Source organism: bacterium, from assembly GCA_029210965.1.
In the GTDB taxonomy this organism is placed as follows: domain Bacteria; phylum BMS3Abin14; class BMS3Abin14; order BMS3Abin14; family BMS3Abin14; genus JALHUC01.
In genome coordinates, this window is sequence record JARGFZ010000048.1 from 1 (window position 1) to 18,883 (window position 18,883).

At 57.5% G+C, this 18,883-nt stretch carries 13 protein-coding genes, 5 tRNA genes and 1 other RNA gene; 15 read left to right on the forward strand and 4 right to left on the reverse strand.

Translation table 11 applies throughout. The features are described 5' to 3' along the window. Positions 1-240 precede the first annotated feature (240 nt). Positions 241-1,095 carry a transposase gene (locus P1S59_12800; protein MDF1527125.1) on the forward strand — a complete coding sequence of 285 codons (855 nt, stop codon included), beginning with the start codon at positions 241-243 and terminating at the stop codon, positions 1,093-1,095. A gap of 87 nt (positions 1,096-1,182) precedes the next feature. On the opposite strand, the gene P1S59_12805 is transcribed toward P1S59_12800, so the two are convergent. The 3 genes from P1S59_12805 to P1S59_12815 all read right to left on the reverse strand — a co-directional run bounded on the left by P1S59_12805 (position 1,183) and on the right by P1S59_12815 (position 8,561). Beyond that, positions 1,183-4,437, reverse strand: coding sequence for a UvrD-helicase domain-containing protein (locus P1S59_12805; protein ID MDF1527126.1), 3,255 nt, complete (start codon positions 4,435-4,437; stop codon positions 1,183-1,185). Further along, positions 4,424-7,525 carry a PD-(D/E)XK nuclease family protein gene (locus tag P1S59_12810; GenBank protein MDF1527127.1) on the reverse strand — a complete coding sequence of 1,034 codons (3,102 nt, stop codon included), beginning with the start codon at positions 7,523-7,525 and terminating at the stop codon, positions 4,424-4,426. Before P1S59_12810 ends, P1S59_12805 begins: the two co-directional genes overlap by 14 nt. Positions 7,526-7,940: 415 nt before the next feature. Then, complete coding sequence (locus P1S59_12815; protein ID MDF1527128.1) at positions 7,941-8,561, reverse strand: nitroreductase family protein; 621 nt, start codon at positions 8,559-8,561, stop codon at positions 7,941-7,943. A gap of 514 nt (positions 8,562-9,075) precedes the next feature. Between P1S59_12815 and P1S59_12820 the strand changes: the two genes are divergently transcribed. Beyond that, positions 9,076-9,435, forward strand: a complete 360-nt coding sequence (locus P1S59_12820) for a hypothetical protein (GenBank protein ID MDF1527129.1) — start codon at positions 9,076-9,078, stop codon at positions 9,433-9,435. Between the two features lie 191 nt (positions 9,436-9,626). Here P1S59_12820 and P1S59_12825 read toward each other — a convergent pair whose 3' ends face one another. Then, positions 9,627-10,715 carry a CapA family protein gene (locus P1S59_12825; protein ID MDF1527130.1) on the reverse strand — a complete coding sequence of 363 codons (1,089 nt, stop codon included), beginning with the start codon at positions 10,713-10,715 and terminating at the stop codon, positions 9,627-9,629. 269 nt (positions 10,716-10,984) lie between these two features. Here P1S59_12825 and serS point away from each other — a divergent pair, with 269 nt between their 5' ends. The 13 genes from serS to P1S59_12890 all read left to right on the forward strand — a co-directional run bounded on the left by serS (position 10,985) and on the right by P1S59_12890 (position 18,725). Continuing rightward, positions 10,985-12,265, forward strand: a complete 1,281-nt coding sequence (gene serS, locus P1S59_12830) for a serine--tRNA ligase (protein MDF1527131.1) — start codon at positions 10,985-10,987, stop codon at positions 12,263-12,265. A 127-nt stretch (positions 12,266-12,392) separates the two neighbouring features. Next, positions 12,393-12,480 (forward strand) — tRNA-Ser (locus P1S59_12835). 551 nt (positions 12,481-13,031) lie between these two features. Next, positions 13,032-13,125 (forward strand) — tRNA-Ser (locus tag P1S59_12840). Positions 13,126-13,195: 70 nt separating this feature from the next. Then, positions 13,196-13,284: transfer RNA gene (locus tag P1S59_12845), tRNA-Ser, on the forward strand. Positions 13,285-13,463: 179 nt separating this feature from the next. Then, positions 13,464-13,973, forward strand: coding sequence for a DUF2155 domain-containing protein (locus tag P1S59_12850; GenBank protein MDF1527132.1), 510 nt, complete (start codon positions 13,464-13,466; stop codon positions 13,971-13,973). 18 nt (positions 13,974-13,991) lie between these two features. Beyond that, positions 13,992-14,068 (forward strand) — tRNA-Arg (locus P1S59_12855). 144 nt (positions 14,069-14,212) lie between these two features. Continuing rightward, positions 14,213-14,305: transfer RNA gene (locus P1S59_12860), tRNA-Ser, on the forward strand. Positions 14,306-14,606: 301 nt separating this feature from the next. Further along, positions 14,607-14,704: signal recognition particle sRNA small type (gene ffs / locus P1S59_12865), an RNA gene on the forward strand. 69 nt (positions 14,705-14,773) lie between these two features. After that, the gene (gene dnaX / locus P1S59_12870; protein ID MDF1527133.1) at positions 14,774-16,489 is read left to right on the forward strand and encodes a DNA polymerase III subunit gamma/tau; all 1,716 of its coding nucleotides are present in this window, start codon (positions 14,774-14,776) and stop codon (positions 16,487-16,489) included. Continuing rightward, complete coding sequence (locus P1S59_12875; GenBank protein ID MDF1527134.1) at positions 16,486-16,800, forward strand: YbaB/EbfC family nucleoid-associated protein; 315 nt, start codon at positions 16,486-16,488, stop codon at positions 16,798-16,800. Before dnaX ends, P1S59_12875 begins: the two co-directional genes overlap by 4 nt. Positions 16,801-16,802: 2 nt before the next feature. Next, the gene (gene recR / locus P1S59_12880) at positions 16,803-17,402 is read left to right on the forward strand and encodes a recombination mediator RecR (protein ID MDF1527135.1); all 600 of its coding nucleotides are present in this window, start codon (positions 16,803-16,805) and stop codon (positions 17,400-17,402) included. Positions 17,403-17,625: 223 nt separating this feature from the next. Then, on the forward strand, positions 17,626-18,114 hold the full coding sequence (locus P1S59_12885) for a roadblock/LC7 domain-containing protein (GenBank protein ID MDF1527136.1): 489 nt from the start codon (positions 17,626-17,628) through the stop codon (positions 18,112-18,114). A 17-nt stretch (positions 18,115-18,131) separates the two neighbouring features. Continuing rightward, positions 18,132-18,725, forward strand: a complete 594-nt coding sequence (locus P1S59_12890) for an ADP-ribosylation factor-like protein (protein ID MDF1527137.1) — start codon at positions 18,132-18,134, stop codon at positions 18,723-18,725. Positions 18,726-18,883: the final 158 nt, after the last annotated feature.

Sequence of the window (18,883 nt, forward strand, 5' to 3'; positions counted from 1 at the left end):
GCGTTGCGGCCTGCGGCTTTGCCGGGAGGGAACTTACGACCCCTGGTTACCCAGACGCCGCTCCCGCCAGCTACCGAGGTGAACGGATAACTCCTCGGACGGGACTTGAACCCGCCAGATAAATGGCCGTTACTGCATACGGTCGTGTCCCACTTTCTTGCTTTTTGAGTGGTTTTCCCAATTAATTTGTTGGCCTCATTCTTGCTCCTTCATCATCATTTAGAAAATGGAGGTGCAAGGATGGCAAGATCTCTGCGTATTGAATTTGAAGGTGCCCTTTACCATATCATAAACAGGGGCGTTGGCAGGATGACGATCTTTCACAGCGAAAAGGATTGGATGAAGTTTCTCGTCTTCCAGGAGCGTGTCATCAAACAGTTCAACTGGACATGTCACGCCTATTGCCTGATGGGAAATCATTATCTCTTGATCGAAACTCCTGATCCAAACCTGTCAAGGGGAATGAAGATCCTCAACCAGCTGTACAGTCAGTTCTATAACTGGAAGTATCAGCGCACAGGAACCGTTTTCCAGGATCGTTACAAAGCATGGCTGGTGGAAAAAGAGGAAAAGTTTCTCGATAACTCCCGGTACATCGTCAATAACCCTGTGGAAGCAAAGATAGTCCAGCATCCTTCAGATGGGCCATACAGCAGTTTCAGAGCGACTCGCGGTCTGGAGAAACCTCCTGCGTACCTGGAAACTGATTTTCTCTTGGGGCATTTCAGTTCTTCACGTAAAAAAGCTCATAATATGTACGAAGAGTTTGTCCTGGCAGGGATAGGGATGGAATCTCCTCTTAAAGAAGCAAAAAATCAGATCTTCATCGGATCCGATTCGTTCATAAGGGAAACCATGTTGAAAGTAAGGGACCCTGACACTTTACAAAGTCTTCCCAGAGGACAAAAGATGGCCGGAAGGCCTGCACTCAATGAATTGTTCAATGATAAGGTTATGGGATCAAGGAAGAAAAGAAACAACAGGATCAAGGCGGCATTTGAGGAATACCAGTATCCTTTAAAGGAAATCGGTGAACATCTGAAATTAAACCCTAACTACCTGTCCCGCCTCCTCGGGGATATGAGAAAAAAGTAAGAAAGTGGGACACGACCCCAAGGTTTGCCCCCAAGGTTTGCCTCGCCGCGGCAGGCGGGTTGGGAGTTAAGGATTTCAACTGCATGCTCATAGGATCAGATACTCCTCGTGATCCACGAAATAGATCCCCGTTTCCTTAACTCTCCCTATCCCGAAACTCTCCCACGCTTCCTTATACGCTTCCAGCTGGGGCCGGTATTTCTCCAGGTCCTTCGCTCCCGTCTTGTAGTCCACGATGACCCAGCCGTCCTCCTCCTCAAACACCAGGTCCATGACGCCAGACTCCAGCACAGGACCACGGGGCTTATCCTTTTTCAGCCGAGTGTAAGGGACTTCACGCAGCACCTGTTTCGCACTCCCGGCTTTCGCCCAGATATCCGAAGCTGTTACGGACTGGATGGTCCTCACGGCCTCATCTGCGTGATCTGCCGAAAGCTCGGCGTCCAGCAGGAAGCTCACAGCGAGGTTCTTCAAGGTGCCTGGATCGTCGGCGGTGGCCTTATCCCCTGCCGCCTCCAGGAGCTTGTGGATGACGGTGCCCCACTCGGTGCCATGCTCCCCTGACGGCGTCCCCTGGACTCCGGAAGTCCGGGCAGCGAGCCGCGACGGGAACTCCTTGTCCCATGTTTTTGCTTTCAGCACGGTCCACTTTCCGGTGTACACGGACGGGTCCCCGTCGTCGTCCGGTCCCAGGGCCGCTTCCAACAGGGCCGGCGGCTCGAGGTCTTCCGGGTCGTCAAGGGGCAGGGCATCGGCCAGGTAATCGTTAAACGCGGTCCACGGATGTGAGCCGCCCATGCCCTCCATGTGGGAAACGACCAGCATACTGCCCGCGCGGGTGGCCGCCACATAAAGAAGGCGCGTCAGCTCCGCTTCCAGGAAAGCTGTTTCCCGCGGTGCCCAGGTCTCGCTCCAGCCGGGTGCCAGGGCCACAGGCGCAGGGCGGCCCCAGCCAAGGTCGGGACCGACCACCTCGGTGTAGCCCACAACTTCACCGCCATCAGGGTCTCCGGTGCGGACAATGTGCAGGGAAGGCGCCGTGTTCCAGGTTCCCGCCGGCGTGGCAAGGAACACCACCGGGGCTTCGAGCCCCTTGACCTTGTGCAGGTTCATGACTCTTACAAAAGACGCCGGTTCGGGGCGCGCGGCGATACCGTCGTGCTCCTCCTCCCCGGTGACGAGGCGATGGAGGGTCTCGATGACGTGGTCCAGAGTGGACCTCTGGGCCCAGGCTCCGCGGAGGATCTCCATGGCCTTGTAAAGGCTCCCGGCCCTGAGGTCGCCGTCATCAAAGGCGGCCGCCATGCCCGTGAGCCCCAGGTCCTCCGTGATGCGTTCCAGCGCCGGGACCGGAGCTAAAGAGGACAGCCAGAAGGCGTAGCGGCGCAGGCGCTCGCACACATCGGTGAGCAGGTCGATCTGTCTTCGGCTCAAGTCCCTTGGCACCGGGCGGTCCCAGCGAAACTCTCCCCCGGCAAGGCGGTAGTCTAAAAGGTCGGCGTCGGCCACCCCGAAAAGGTTGCTCCTTAAGACCGCGACCATGGCCACCGGATCGTGGGGCCTCGCGGCCGCGCGCACCACCAGGTACAGTTCGTTAAGCTGGACTACTGCTCCCAATGCCGAACCCCCCGTGATCTGGTGGGGTATGCTGAACCGGTCGAGGGCGCTGGAAAACGGGGAGAGGTGCTCCCTTTTCATGGTCACCACCATGAAATCCCCGAAGGCGCACGGCCGCGGGTGGCCGTCCTTGCCCGTAACGGTGGCGCCCGTATCCACGAGGTCCCTGATGGTCCTGGCGATCCTTTGGGTCTCGTATTCCATGATGAGCTGTTTGTTGGTACAGGTCGCCGGTATGGGCAAGGTCCGGATGCCGTGCAGGTCGGGGGCTACCGCAAAATCCCTTCCGGATCGAAGTTCAACGTAGCGCGGAGCTTCATCGGTCTCAGTAATGGGGAAGCGTAGGGCGAACACCCGGTTGACCCAATCGAGAAGCTCCGGCCGGGAACGGAAGTTGGCCGACAGCTCGAGCTTCTCGCCTTTGCCGCCACCGGTAATGATGCGCCTTACCTCGTTGTAGATCATGATATCGGCGCGACGGAAGCGGTAGATGGACTGCTTGGGGTCGCCCACCACGAAAAGGGAGCCCGGCCCGGGGGTGCACCGTTTCCAGTCTTTCTCTTGAAGGTCGGTGGATGTGAGCAGCAGCATGACCTCGGCCTGCACCGGGTCTGTGTCCTGGAACTCATCAACGAGCAGGCGCTGGTACCTGCTCTGGAAAAACCGGCGGACTTCCGGGTTGTCCCTGAGGAGCATCGCGGCGCGAAGCAAAAGGTCCTCGTAGTTTAGAGCCCCTTCCAGGTGCCGCATGCGCCGGTAGCTTACGATGGCCGGCAGCACGGTATGAACAGCCACGGCGTAGCGGTACTCCATGAACCTTTTCACCGCGGGCAGGGCCCAGCTGGCACTAAACTCCACCCAGCGCGCGGCCTCGGCTAGCGCCTGCTCCTTGCCTTCCGGGTAGAACTTGTGACGGGGAGTGACCTTGCGGTCAAAGACTTTAAAAACATGAAACATGGTCAGGGGGGCTGCCAGATCGCCTGCGTTGCGCACCATGCGGCGAAGGCGGCCCATGGCGGGGATGAGGGTGTCGGAGCCGTGATCTTCCGGCAGATGTTCAAAGAGAGTGTCGATGTGCCTGAGGTAATCTGTCAGCGCGGCAAAGGCGCGGGTCAGGTCCGGCGGCTCCGGATCGGGCGCGGGCCACCTCTTAACATCCGGATGGCCGGAAACGGTTTCGAAAAACCCGAAAAGCTCTCCGGGGGCAAGGCCGGATTTAAGAATGTGCTCCTGGTCGGCGGCGGTAAGGGACCCGGACATGTGTTCGTCAAAGGCCAGGCGGCGCAGCCGCGCGTCCTGGACCTCGTCCATCTCGGCAAACTCGGGATCGATGCCGGCTTCCACCGGCCGTTCACGAAGGAGCCGCGCGCAGAAGGAGTGGATGGTGCCCACAAAGCACCTGCCTGATTCTTCGATACCTGCCGCAAGCAGGCCGGCCCGCTGCATGTCCCCGGCTTCGGTGGCCTCGGCAAGGGCGGATTCCAGCTGAAGCACAAAGCGGCTCTTGAGCTCCGAGGCGGCCTTGCGCGTAAAGGTGACCGCGGCGATGTTGGCCGCCTTTGCCTTCCCGGAGCCGATGAGGGCGGCCATGCGCCTGACCATGCTCGTGGTCTTGCCGGTGCCCGCCGCGGCTTCCACAAGGAAGTTCGTGTCGAGGCTCTCCTCGATATTGGCGCGCTGCATGGCGTCCGGCAGCCGGCGGGCGTTATCCTTAGATGTACCCACGAAGTTTCCTCAGGGGATCGAGCCTTTCGTCGTCCCCATCCAGTTTACGGGCGATACCTTTTGCCTGAAAAACGGTATCGCCGCAGATGAGAGTGTAGTCGCACCATCGGCAGTCGTTGGAATGGTCCGTTGGTGTAAAACACCCCGACCCGGCCAGGTCGCACAGGCTGTGCAGCACATCCATCCTGTCTGTCAGCTCGTCGCGGGCCAGGAGGACAGCTTCACCCTGGGCAGCGGATGTGGGGAACAGGAAGCGGAACGCCGCCACCTGCGGGGCCAGGGCCAGGGTCTCCTTGAGGCGGGCTTCGACCATGAGGATGTAAAGGAGGTGCTGGACCAGCCGGCCCTCATGAAAACGGTCCTTGTCCGTGTACCACCCGCTGCCTCCCGACTTGTAGTCGGTGATGACGAACCTGCCGTCGCTCCGGCGCCGGTCGATGCGGTCGATGCGGCCCCGGACCCTGATGCGCCTGTGGGCATCCAGGGCCACCGCAACCGGCTCGGGGTGGTCGAGTTCGGTGGGCAGGTCCGTGGAGGGGAGCCCGATGGACGCCTCGGCGTAAAGGGGTTCATGCTCCGCGGTGAAGAGATCTTCCTCCCTTAAGAAAATACGGGCCGATTCGGCCATTTGCGCCCGCTCGTGATCCCGGACGTGGTTCGATGGGGGCGGTGCGGTCTTCTCATGCTCGCTTAAAAGGCCGTCCAGTATTTCCTCGAGCTCGCCGTGGTCACGCTCAAAGTCAGGCGTCAACCTGTTCTTTATGAGACGGGCGATGTAGATGTGGAAAAGGTCGTGGAGAACGCTTCCCCGATCGGACGGGGTGAGCCACTGCCCCGGCTGGGGAGGTTCCTCGTCCACCTTCTCGATGTCCAGGATGTAGCGAAAAAAGTAGCGAAGGGGACACGATCCCAGGGCCTGCAGGCGGTTGGCGGAGGCGGGCGGGCCGCTTGATGAGAGGATATCAAGTTCGGGGGGCAGAGAGCCCACGAGGCCGTCCCACGGGGTGAGTGCCCCACTGCGCCTGCCGCTGGCTGCCGCCAGGCCCCCCACCATATGGGGAAAACGGCCGGTAAAAGCGCCCATGGCGTCAGGAATGCTTTCGGGTGCGGTGAACCTTTCGGTCCACCACTCGGCTGCATCCAGGGTGACGGGGTTTGCAGGATCGATAAAGCCGGCCGGGGGCGACAGGTGCGCCAGGAGGTCCTCCTGGTCGGCCAGGGGATCTTTCAGTATCCGGAACGCCTTGACCAGGGGCGCGGCGGGCCAGGTCTCGCGGTCGTCCAGCAGATCCCTGAGGCTGCAGGTCAGGGTCAATATGCCCGTGACCCGGGCGGCCAGCTGAGCCAGGAGCCCTTCCCGGCGGCTGAGGTCCTCGCCGGAAAGACGCAAAAGTTCCGACAGACCCTCCCTCTCCCTGTCGAGCAGCACCGGCTCCTGCCGGTCCGAACCGGGGAAACGGCTGTCGTCGAGGCCCACAACGATAATGTGGGGGCGCCCGGAGTGGCCGCCATCGGATAGGGGCGCCGCGTGGATCCGCCCGGGCCGCGGTCCGCTTCCGGCTACGCGCACCTGGGCAATGAGGGATGTGATCCACCCGAAAGGTACACCGCCGGGTGTGTGGCCAAGCTCCTCGATGAGGCGGCGGGCGTCGCCAACGTCCTGGACCAGGGCGGTCTTCGCATATTCATCGAGCTCCCCGGCTGTCCTGACCGCTTTGCCAAGAAAAGCAAGGGCGGCGTCGAGGACGGCCGGCAGCGCATCTTCCGGGCCCGGTGTGCACCCTTGAAGGATCTCGATAAGCTTGGCCAGGGCCGGCAGGACCGAGCCGTCCTTCAGGCGCCCGGATCGCTCTTCACCGTTCTCGTCGTAGCGGGCCCCGATATCCGGCAGACGATCTCTAAAGCGCTCTTCCCTTAAGACAATAGCATTTTTCAGCGCTTCCAGGGTCCCCCCGGTTTCCGGTCCTGCCGTCAGCCCGGTGAGGAGGTCGGCAGCTTTCGCCCGGACGTCCTGGGTGCTGACGCCGTCTAAAGAGAGGAGCCCCTCCCGGATCATCCCGGCGAGCCCATGGACCGGGTATCCTTCCATGGCCCAGAGAGCCCAGGCGCCAAAGGCCCGGCCGGGCCGGGAATAGCACACCGGGATGCCCTCGGAGAAGGTTGCCGGAAGGCTGTCGAGGTCCCCTGTCTCGATGCCGAAATGCCGCGAGAGGACCTCGAAGAGGAGGGGAAGGTAAGTGGTGCGATCGGTGTACAGGACCTCCACGGTATCAAGGCGCAGTCCCTTGCTCAGGCAGCGGCGCAGGGCGAGGCGAATTTCGTTGACCTCCCCCGCACAACCCAGTATCTCCAGGGTCCCGTCCCCTGTGGAAGGAGGAGCTTCGCCCGGCAGGTCCATCCAGGCCAGGCGATCAAGATCGGTGAGCGCTGTGTTCTTCGAAGGTTTTTCAGGCTTGAGGCCTTTGATCGTTACGGCAGGAAGGAGGTCCAGGAGTTTGCCCTCCGGTTTGCCCGGCTCCAGGTTGTCCGGTACGAGCAGCAGCCTTTCTTCGGGCCAGGACATCTTCCCGGACTGCAGGTGCTTTGTGACCTCGGTGAGCAGTCCCCCGTGGTCCACGAACCCGCCGGCAGTAAGCCCTGCTTCGTAACCTCCCAGCAGGTCCGCCAGCTCCTCCATCTTGGGAGATGACCGTGTATCCGTGTCCAGAAGGTCCTTGCCCGAGATCCCCGCCGCCCTTAAATCACCAACAGAGCTTGCCAGGATCCTGATGAGGGACGGGTAGGGTTCGATGGTGGTGAAGTAGCGCGGACCCCGTTCACGCAGATCCAGGAGGACGCGTGACACCAGGATCTCGCAGCCGCGCCCGGACAGGAGCTTGCCTGCCTCCGCACCGGAAAGCTCCAGCACGAGGCTTCGAAAGGGCAAAACACGCAGGTTCACCGCCGGCTGCCCGGAGCGGGCGACCTGGTCGATCCACTGGTTGCCAACCCGGAGGTTGGGCGCCAGGAGCCACTTTTCGGCGAGCAGATGCTCCCGGCAGACGGCGGCGAGGTTGGTAATAAAGATATTTGGAGTGAATTCAGCCATCGATTTCAAATCTCACCCTTTGACAAACATGAAAGCTTTAACGCAGAGGACCGTCCGCCGTCGCCAAGGCTATGGCGGGACGAACAGGAACGCCGACTCTCAGGCGTTATCGTCCTTCGACGCACTTGCGTTTGCTCAGGACCATGAGCCTGTCGAATGGCAAAGGGCCGCGGTTAATCAATGATAGAAAGATTCCAGATTTAACTGCGTAACCCTGCGATCGTGCCTCAACCGGCACGCCTGCGTTACTCTGCGTTAAGGCTTTTGCCGCTTTCATAATAACCGGGATTGCCGCGTCGCCCTAAGAAAACCTGATGCTTATCGCAATGACAGGAACAGCTTTTCTTCGATAGTCCGACATCCCGATACCTTGTTTTCCGCACATACGCACGCACGCTCCACGCACGTACGAGATCTACCCCCCGCTCACCCTCTCCCATGTGAACTTTCCCTTCACAACAACTTCAGCCAACGGTTTCCTGTCGTTTGGTTGCTCATTCTCCTTCACCTCGGGCGGCAGAGCGTCCCGGTTGCCGTAAGCGCCGATGGCAATGGCGGCCATGGCTTCGTACTGATCTTCCGGTACGTTGAGCAGTTCGTAGGCCCTTTGCTGGCTGAACCCCGCCATGCCGTGGGCGTAAAGACCCAGCATCCTGGCCTGAAAGGCCAGGGACACCCAGGCGGCCCCGCAGTCCTGCCCCGCCCACCGGTTGGGCCGGCCGTTGTGAGCGAAGGTGCGCCGGGCAAAGAGGACGGCCAGGACAGGGGCGTTTCGGGCCCACTGCTGATTTTTCTCCACGAGGATCTCGAGAAACGTTTCCCTCTCCTGGTCAGAGGTCCCGTAGACGAACATCCACGGCTGGTCGTTAAAGCACGATGGCGCCCATCGGGCGGCTTCGAAAAGTGTGGCGATGTCCTCTTCCGGGATCGGGGTGGGATCGAAGGCCCTGGGTGACCACCGGTCCAGGAACATGGGGTTCACCGCTGCGTCGGGAACGCGGTTGTTGGGAACGAGCTTGCCTTTATCTTCGCCCATAAACGACCTCAGCTGCTCAAAACCCAGATTAGAAAACCTGAAAGCCTGAACGCAGAGGGCCGCCCTTCGGCAGGCTCAGGGCAGGCGGGAACGCCGTCTCACAGGCGTTGCCGCAGGGGGCCGCTGTTAATTCCCAAAATCAAGTTTGATGACTTCGCAAAAAGTCATCAATGCGCCCCGCGCGGGGCGCCCAAATCAATGACTCACTCCGTAAGTCATTGATTTATAAGGAAAGGGAAAACGACGCTTTTCCCTTTCCGTGGAGCGAAAAGTCCCGGATTGGACTTTTTGCGACTCTATCAAGTTTAGGTCAAACTGCGGTTCTCTGCGATCGTGCCATGGCTGGCACTCCTGCGTAACTCTGCGTTATGTCTTTTATCTCTTTTACAGGACCCATGTTTTTCTTCTGAATTCTGGCTACTGCTCTTTTATTCTGCTAACATATTCTCACGTATACCCGACGGTCGTCCAGAAGTACACTCTCAAGCATGAGGGGTGGAAAAATTGCTCTTCCATGACCCTCTATTTTGGAGCATTTGAAGAGAAGGCCAAGGACTACACCCTCTTCATGGTTAAAAGGACCCGGCCCCGCCCGCCCGCCGCAACGGACTTCAAGGAGGTCTTCAACTCGCTGGCAAAAGATATGGATGAGGACACGAAGACCAGCCACACGGTTGACCAGGGCCGGATCCAGTCCTTCAACGAACAGTTTCACAGCTACTACCTCCCCGCACTGGTGGGGACGTGGGAGGCGAAAGATACCCTTGTGTTCGTAATGGTCGCCAACTCCCCCGACGGCCCCCTGCCTCCCGAAGAGGTCTTCGTCTCCAAGCCCGCCTTAAAACGCTATCTGGAAATCTGCAAGACGCTCTGATCTCGAATTTCAAGAAAACCCGGGACAGGGATGAAGGGGATAAAATCCAGTCTCAACGTTCCATGCCGGTCGGCCGAGGGCCGCATCACAGGGTGACACAGGGTAAAGTCAGGAATTTATCCCCTCACTCTTAATGGGTGCCCTCTGTGTGCCCTGTGTTCCATTAATAGCCGTGCTGGTCCTGGCTTGGCTCAGTTCTCACCCCCACTCTCCCCATCACCCCCTCGCCCACTCGGTGTGATCGGAACGATCACGCCCTTTTCCCCATCCCACAGCGCCGAGGCCTCACCCGGGTCGATCCCCTTCACCAGGGGATCGAAGATCCTCTGGCCTTCCAGCCCGGTTATGGGTTGGGGGGAGAAGTTCACCTCGTAATTGTCAACAAGCAGAGGGTAGACCTCAAGGAGAGAGCAGCGGCCGTCCTCTTCGAACCGGGCCACTGCCATGAGCCCGACCCTGGAACGTCTGCTGTAGGAGCCGAAGGAGAAGTTGCCCAGGCTGTAAAGGATGGGGACACCACGATACACTTCAATGGGCTGGGGGATGTGGGGATGGTGACCCACCACGAGGGCGGCGCCGTTTTCAATGGCAAGGCGGGCCAGGTTGACCTGGTACTCCTTGGGCTCGGTCATGAGCTCCGCGCCCCAGTGAAAGGAAGCTACCACCGGCTTTCCGTTGGTCTGGATGGTTCGGTCCACAGCTCTGCCCACCGGGCCGGGGGCGCCGAAAAAGGTTCCCGGTCGGTTTTTTCGAGCCCAGTACCTGTCCGGGAAGGTGTTGGAAAAGGAGAGGAGGGATACTTTGAGCCCCCCTAACTCCAGAACCGCCGGCGCTGCCGCTTGCCCCACATTCCGCCCAGCTCCGGCGTGGGCAATGCCGGCCCGATCCAGGTTTTCCATGGTGTCGTAAAGGGCCTCGACTCCGAAATCCAGGATGTGGTTATTAGCCAGCCACACCGCCTTGACCTTTTCCTGAATCATGGCTTCGGCTGTTTTGGGGGAACCCCGAAAGGTGTAGGTTTTGCCTTTCACAGCCTTTCCCCGGGCGGACAGGGGGGTTTCCAGGTTGAGGATAAGGGCGTCTACATTAGATATGATGGGTCGTACACCATCGAAGAGGCGCCCATACCCGTGCCTGGCGATAACCGGGTCGGCGCTGCCCGCCGGAAGGAAGTCTCCCACAAAAGCGATCCGGGTCTGACCATCGGCGATGGCGGTTTCCGGATATAAGGTGGGCAGAAGGGTAAAGCACAGAATAATTAAAGTAAAAAACCGTTGCATGGCGGGAAGTTAGCACGAGACCTTGGGTTTGACAACCTTTCGCTCATGGTGCTATGTAGGAAAGCTTTTCAAGAATGTGGAAGTGGGAATATGGAATATGGAAGGAAAGCACAGATAGCTTTAATTCGGCCTTCCCTATACCATATCCACTATTCGGATTCTTTTAATAAAGAGGAATAAATGACCAAAGACCAGGGAATAAAAAAGTAAATAGGAAGCGCGCCTTTATTCCACCTTCGCTATTCCCTATTCACTCTTCGAGGTTCTTTATGCTCGACATGCGGTTCATAAGGGAAAACCTGGATTTCGTCACTGAGCGCCTGTCTACGCGAGGCGATCAGGTGAACCTTGCTGTTTTCCGGAAGCTCGATGACCTGAGGCGTTCCCTTCTCCTTGAGGTGGAAGGGATGAAGGCCCGGCGCAACTCCGAGTCTGCAGAGATAGGGAAGCTGAAAAAGCAGGGCCTTGATACCGGTGAACGCCAGGAAGCTGTAAGGTCTTTGGGCGAGGAAATAAAGGCTGTCGACGACAAAGCAAAAGATGTGATCCAGCACCTGAACAACCTGCTGCTCACCTTCCCTAACATCCCTCACGAAAGCGTTCCGGTGGGAACGGACGAGAAGGACAATGAGCTTGTAAGGGAGTGGGGTAAGAAGCCGATGCTGGATTTTGAGCCCCTTGCCCACTGGGACCTTGGTGAGATGCTTGGTATCATCGATCTCCCCCGGGCGGCGAAAATAGCGGGGGCCCGATTTTCCCTTCTCACGGGAGCCGGAGCACGGCTGGAACGGGCGCTGATCAACTTCATGCTGGACCTGCACACCGGCGAGCATGGCTACAGGGAGGTCCTGACACCTTTCATGGTGCAGCCTCCCAGCATGTTGGCCACCGGACAACTTCCTAAATTCGCGGATGATCTTTTCAGTGTTGAGGGTGGAGAGTACTATCTAGTCCCCACGGCCGAGGTCCCTGTGACAAACATTCACCGGGAAGAGATCCTCAATGAGTCGGATCTGCCGATCTACTATGCGGCTTATAGCCCATGTTTCAGACGTGAAGCCGGTTCCCATGGCAAAGACACCAGGGGCATCATCAGGCTTCACCAGTTCAACAAGGTGGAGCTCGTAAAGTTCACCCGTCCGGAGGATTCCTACGACGAACTGGAAGCCCTCACGCGTAACGCAGAGGAGGTTCTCCGGAGGCTGGGGCTTCACTACCGCGTTGTGAACCTCGCGACCGGTGACCTGGGGTTTTCCGCGGCCAAGACTTACGATCTCGAAGTGTGGCTGCCGGGCCAGGAGGCTTACCGGGAGATCTCCTCGTGCAGTAACTTCGAGGACTTCCAGGCCAGGCGTGCACAGATCCGCTTCAGGCCCACCGAGGGAAAAGGCATCAGTTTCGTTCACACCATCAATGGGTCCGGGTTGGCCGTGGGCAGATGTCTTGTGGCGATCCTGGAGAATTACCAGCAGGCGGATGGGACGATTGTGGTACCGGAAGTGCTGCGACCGTATATGGGGGGACTTGAAATTATCACCCGAAACGACTAAACCTGCCGGGTGATAAAGTAACGAAGTATCGGCGTACCGGAGTATCGGTGAAAACCCCGATACACCCATACCCCGAAACCCAGACACAAATCAATTTCTGAGGACCATCGAGGTACTCAGAAATTGCGGAGGAGTGGCCGAGTGGTCGAAGGCGGCGGTCTTGAAAACCGTTGTGGGGTAACTCACCGGGGGTTCGAATCCCTCCTCCTCCGCCAGCCTTCGCTTTCTGTCGAAAGCTACGGCTCGGCACGCCACTAAAGACAGAAAGAGAAGGCTGCCGCGGCGAAGTTCATTGAACGAAGACGGGCCGCTCCCTGGTATAAGGGGCAAGGTTCAACCGTGGCAGGCCAAAGTTAGATAGCCGAATGACACGAGTCACGCCGCTGGCGTGATCAAGTCGTCCCGCCTGTCCCGAGCTTGTCGAGGGAAGCAAGTCACAATTTGCCCGGATGGCGCGCCGAGGGGCTTTGGATGACCGTCCCAGAACCAACACTGGATTGAAAGAAATGGCGGGAGACCAAAGACCAAAGCCCAATGCCCAAAGTGGATAATTCCAGTGAAAATGGAGATGATCGGTTCCCTTTCTTTGGCCTTTGGTCCTTGGGCATTGGATCAAGGCAGCCGTGAGGCTGCCTTGCCTCTTGACGTTTCAGACAAGTATGGCTAATTTGTAACTCTTGTTCCTTGAAGTAGAGGTTCGGCTGCAGTTTTAACAGAGAAACGTCCAACTCTGCACTCTGCACCCTGCACTTTACACTGTTTTGCTGGAGAGATGGCCGAGTCGGCTGAAGGCGCTCGCCTGCTAAGCGAGTATATGCCCAAAAGGCGTATCGAGGGTTCGAATCCCTCTCTCTCCGCCATTTATTTTCCCCGCTGGAGAAAATAAATGCTGACAATATTAGACACAATTTTTTCTTGAAAAAATTATGGGGAGAGATGGCCGAGCGGTTGAAGGCGGTAGCCTCGAAAGCTATTGTTCGCATCGCGGACCGGGGGTTCGAATCCCTCTCTCTCCGCCACTCGAAATCCACATAGCAAAAGAGATTGCAGTAAAGAAAATATGTAACAACCTTTGAAATTATAAGTAAAAGAACAGTACCTTTATTGAGAAAGAGCCGAAGTTTCAGCAAGTCCACTAATGTGGAGATATCTAGCCGCTTGAAGCGGTATATATCGCGCATGTAGAACGGAGGAAATAATGCTTCACAATGTAAGAAAGTCACTTGTTCTGATGGTCATCCTGGTCCTGGCGCTTGCAGTTGCCATAGGGTGCCAGAAAAAAACCGAGGAAATTCCACTTGATATGCCGGAAGAAACATCGGGTGAGGTTCCCATGCCGGCCGTGCCCTCCAAGATCATGGTTCCCGAGGAGATAGCTGCCAAGTGGAAAGCGGTGGTTCTCGAGGTTACCGACAAGGATACCAGCGAGCGTTCAGACTACACCATGAATATTGGTGAGACTGCTCCCCTCGGCAGCACCGGATTAAAGATTTTCGTAGAGGCGTTCCTTCCCAGCTTCCAGATGGCCGGCGAAGTGTTCACCTCATCATCGCCTGATCTCAACAACCCTGCCGCAAAGATCAAAATAACGGATGAAGCCGGCGCCGAGCTCTTCAATCGCTGGTTGTTCTCACTATACCCGGCGACGCACCCCTTCGATCATCCGAGATTCGCCATTACACTGAAGGATTACGTCGCTAACGAGTAGCAGGTTGTATGACGGTAGGCGCCCATAGCTCAGCTGGATAGAGCGTCGGATTGCGGGTCCGAAGGTCGCACGTTCGAATCGTGCTGGGCGCGCCAGATTATTAGTTGTAAATGCGCCTGAGAGAGGCGCCCGGATCGAGTGCCAGAGGCTGTGCGTTCGATCCGTGAGGGAACCGAAAACCGCGTTTTTCGGTTCCCGTTGAGCCAAAATCCAGCGCGGATTTTGGCGCTATACCAACAGGAGAGATGTCCGAGCGGTTGAAGGAGCGCGCTTGGAAAGCGCGTGTATGCCCACAAGGTGTACCGAGGGTTCGAATCCCTCTCTCTCCGCCATTCGACGCGCAATGCCTGTCCCGAGCCTGTCGAGGGACTCGTGGCAGGCCATGAATTGATAGGCGCAGGACGCGAGCAGCGGCGAGCAGCCCTGAGCAAGGAACAGGTTGTCCATGTGGCGCGTCGAAGGGCAGTACAGTGCCACTCCTTGTGAAAAGCCGCTTGTCAAAATATAAGATGGATGGAAAGAAATGGCGGATGAGCCAGGCCTTGTGCAGACAGCTCTGTCTCTTTTACCGGCACTGAACTGATCGATACGCGGCCGGGGCTGTTGGCCCGGCTGCAGTTTTATGGGATTGAAGGCCAGGCCCTGAGCGACGTCGGTTCCCGAACTCCGCCAGGTCCGGAAGGAAGCAACGGTAGGGATATCCGGCGGGTGCTTCAGCCGGCCTGGCTTTTGTCCCACCCTATTGATCCGGTCCCGCCCCTTTTTGCGCGGGATCACATATCCACCAGAGGCACATCCTAATGGCTTACCTTGTCCTGGCCCGTAAATACCGTCCGGCAGCCTTTTCCGAGGTTGTAGGGCAGGAGCATGTGACCCGGACTCTTCGCAACGCTTTTGGTTCCGGGCGCCTGGGACACGCTTTTCTCTTTTCAGGTCTGCGTGGTGTGGGAAAAACCTCTGTGGCCAGGATCCTCGCAAAGACCCTCAACTGCACAGATGAACAGCACACAGACGAACCGTGCGGCCAGTGCGAGTCGTGCCTTGATGTGGATGAGGGGCGCAGCCTGGATGTTGTTGAGATGGATGCTGCCTCACACACTGGTGTGGACGATATCCGCGAACTGCGCGAATCGGTGATGTATGCTGCTGCAGAGGGCAAGTACAAGGTGTACATCATTGACGAAGTCCACATGCTCTCGAAAAATGCTTTCAACGCTCTGCTCAAGACACTGGAAGAACCCCCGCCCCGCGTGATCTTCATCCTCGCTACGACCGAACCTTACAAGGTCCCGGTCACGATTCAATCCCGCTGCCAGAGGTACGACTTCAGGAGGATCTCATCGGCGGACATAGCCGGACACCTGGCGAGCATATGTGAAAAGGAAGGCGTAGAGATCTCCCACGACAGTCTACGGCGTATTGCTATCGCAGCCGAAGGCAGTCTCAGAGATTCCCAGAGCCTTCTGGACCAGGTCCTGTCCTACGCTGGTGACCGGGTGGCCGACGAGGATGTGAACATGGTCCTCGGCAGCCTGGATCGGGACAAACTCATGCAGATCCTTTCGGCTTGTGTTGATTCGGATCCCGGAACGGCCCTGAGAATGCTGGGGGAAATGATAGATAACGGCGCCGACCCTGTGAGGATCGCCCTGGATCTTCTGGAGATCGTACGTTCTGCGATGATCCTGCTGGAGGTAGCAGACCCAACAGATCTGGTGGATCTGCCTGAGGGGGAGCTTGCGATTTTAAAATCCCTGGCGGAAAGGGCGGATCCGGCTGCATTGAGGATACAGTTCGCTATCCTGGCTCGGGGGCAGGAGCGCATGAGACGTTCTTCCCAGCAGCGGCTGCATCTGGAACTGGCCCTGGTGCACATGGCCAGGTCGGAGGAGATCGTTCCTGTGGGTAACACCCCATCTGGCAATGAGGGCAGCAGTTACAACAGGCCGACAAGGAAGAGAATATCCTCCCCGCCCCCTGTCAGCCCGGAAGAGAGCTCGGCTTTGCCGGCGGAGCCGCAGACCCCCCTTGATGTGTCCACAGCCCCGGCATTTGCGGGGATCGAGACCCCCAAGGAGACCTGGGAACAGCTCGTGGAGTTCATCACCGTTAAGGCACCCAGTATGGGCAGCATGCTCGAGCATCTCATTCCGATGAATCTGGCTGGCGAGGAGCTGGTCATCGGGGGCAGGAAGGAGGAAATATACCTGGAGGTTCTTCAGGAGCGGGACAGGATATCAGAACTGCAGGTCCTGCTGCGGGATTTTTTCAACCGTGAAGTACGGGTCAAGTTCGTGGAAATGGAAGTGGAAGAACGGGCCAGAAACAACAACGTTGTGGAGAAAAGACAGCAAAAAGAGTCCGATCTTGCCCGTAAAATAAAGAAAGAGACCAGGGAGCATCCCATGGTCAAGGAGGCCATGGAGGTCTTCGAAGGGGAGCTCATATCGGTAAAGGTTCTGGGCAAGTCGACAAGAGAGCCCGAGGACATGGAGTCAAAAGAGGAGGGGTTATGAAAGGTTTGGGCGATCTCATGAAGAAGGCCCAGCAGATGAAGGCCAGTATGGACCGTCTCCAGGAGGAACTGGCAACCAAGGAGGTTGAAGCAGGGGCAGGTGGTGGAATGGTTACCGTCCGGGCGACGGGAGCTCAGGAAATCGTATCCATCGACATCGACCCTTCGGTTATCGACCCTGAGGAAAAGGAGATGCTTCAGGATCTGGTCCAGGCCGCTGTGAACGAGGCCCTCCGAAAGAGCAAGGATATGATGCAGGAAGAGATGGGCAAGATCACGGGAGGTTTGCCCGTCCCTGACATCTTCGGCTAGGTATCGTGCGTTTCCCTTCCTCCATAAAACTCCTCATCGAGGAACTCAAGAGACTTCCCGGTATAGGGGAAAAGAACGCCCAACGCCTGGCCTTTCACCTGCTGGGCGCTTCCAACGAGAGGGCCCGGGCTCTGGCCAGTGCTCTTGTGAAGATGAAGGAAACCATCAGGCACTGCGACCGCTGCTTCAACTTGACTGAGGATGAGGTTTGCGATGTTTGCATGGATCCGAGCCGTTCTGGCGGCCTTTTGTGCGTGGTTCAGTCCCCCAGGGACCTTCTGGCCATCGAAGGGACCGGTCAGTTCAAAGGCCGTTACCATGTTCTGATGGGAGTCCTTTCCCCCATGCGGGGTATTGGTCCGGAGGACCTGAAGGTGAATCAGCTGCTCGAAAGGGTCAGGGATGAGAAGGTGACGGAAGTCATCGTAGCTACGAACCTGGATGTTGAGGGTGAAGCCACAGCTTCCTACCTGGTGACGGCTCTGGGTTCCATGGACGTGAAGGTTTCCAGGATCGCCCGGGGTATCCCGATAGGCGGCAGCCTGGAGCAGGCCGACTCCATTACCCTGGGGCTTGCCATAGACGGCCGCCTGGTACTTTAGGCCCCCTTTTAAAAGCACCCTGGATTCCTGAATGGAGACACCGTGAACCTCCGAATGGACAGGGTTGAAAAGGGTTTACACAAAGTGCCTGGACTGTTGAAATCTGCCAGGTCCTGGACGTGTAAACCCTTGAAAAGCACTGTTTTTTCGGGTATATGATAGTATTCAGTCTGCGTATGTGCTTTGCACATCGAACTATATCCTGATAACCGAAAGGGTCTAAGTGTTGCCGAATCTCGTTCTCTACGAGGAAGAGTTTAACCTTGTCACGGAAGTGATCGGTCGCCTTGTGTCCAGCGCCAACGCCAAGGTTGTTTTTCTCGTGGATAAAAACGGTCAGCTCATCACAAGTGCGGGGCATACCGAGGGGATTGATACGACCTCTCTCGCATCCCTGACGGCTGGTAATATCGCCGCAACAGGCGGGTTGGCCAAGCTTATCGGTGAGAAGGAGTTTTCCATCCTCTTTCATGAGGGTGAGAAGGACAATATCCACATTTCGATTATTGGGCACAGGGTGATCCTGGTGGTCATCTTCGATGAGAAAAGCTCCCTTGGCCTTGTGCGGCTAAGAGTGAAAAAATCGGGAGAGGAACTGGAAAAGCACTTCGCCGAGATCGACAAGAAGGCCGGCACAGATACTTCCGGACTGGGTGTGGATTCGCCTTTCGCAGAGATCACCGATGACGATATCGAAAACCTCTTCAGCTGACAGGAGATAGCCGGGGAATGTCCTTCATCAACTACTCCTCAAGGGAGATCAACTGTAAGATCGTCTATTATGGGCCCGGTCTTTGTGGCAAGACGACCAACCTCCAGTTCATCTACAAGAAGACCAATCCTCAGGCTCGGGGCAAGATGATCAGTCTGGCCACCGAGACTGACCGTACGCTGTTCTTCGATTTCCTGCCCCTGTCCCTGGGCGATATCAGAGGGTTCAAAACCAGGTTCCATCTCTATACCGTTCCCGGTCAGGTCTTTTACGATGCCTCCAGGAAATTGATCCTCAAGGGTGTGGACGGCGTTGTTTTCGTGGCAGACAGCCAGGTTGAGCGGATGGAGGCTAACTCAGAGAGTTTCGAAAACCTGCGCCAGAACCTGGCGGATCAGGGATATGATCTGGACACGATCCCCCTGGTCATCCAGTACAACAAGAGAGACCTGCCCAACGTGGTCTCCATGGAGGAGCTGCAGAAAGCCCTCAACCTCCGCAACGTTCCCGCTTTCGAGGCTGTGGCTCCAGAGGGGGTTGGGGTGTTTGAGACCTTAAAGGCCATCGCGAAAATGGTGCTCATCGAGCTGCGGAAGGGGACGGGAGCCTAGCATTTTAGATCTCAGATCTCAGATCTCAAGGGGATCCAACCGCCGTATGGCGGTTTTTTTATGCTGTAAAAGCGATGTTAATTCACCACAGATGGGATGAAGTAGGCCGGTACCACCTGTCAACGGGATGCTAAAATAGCTCCCAACTTTTAACGGGG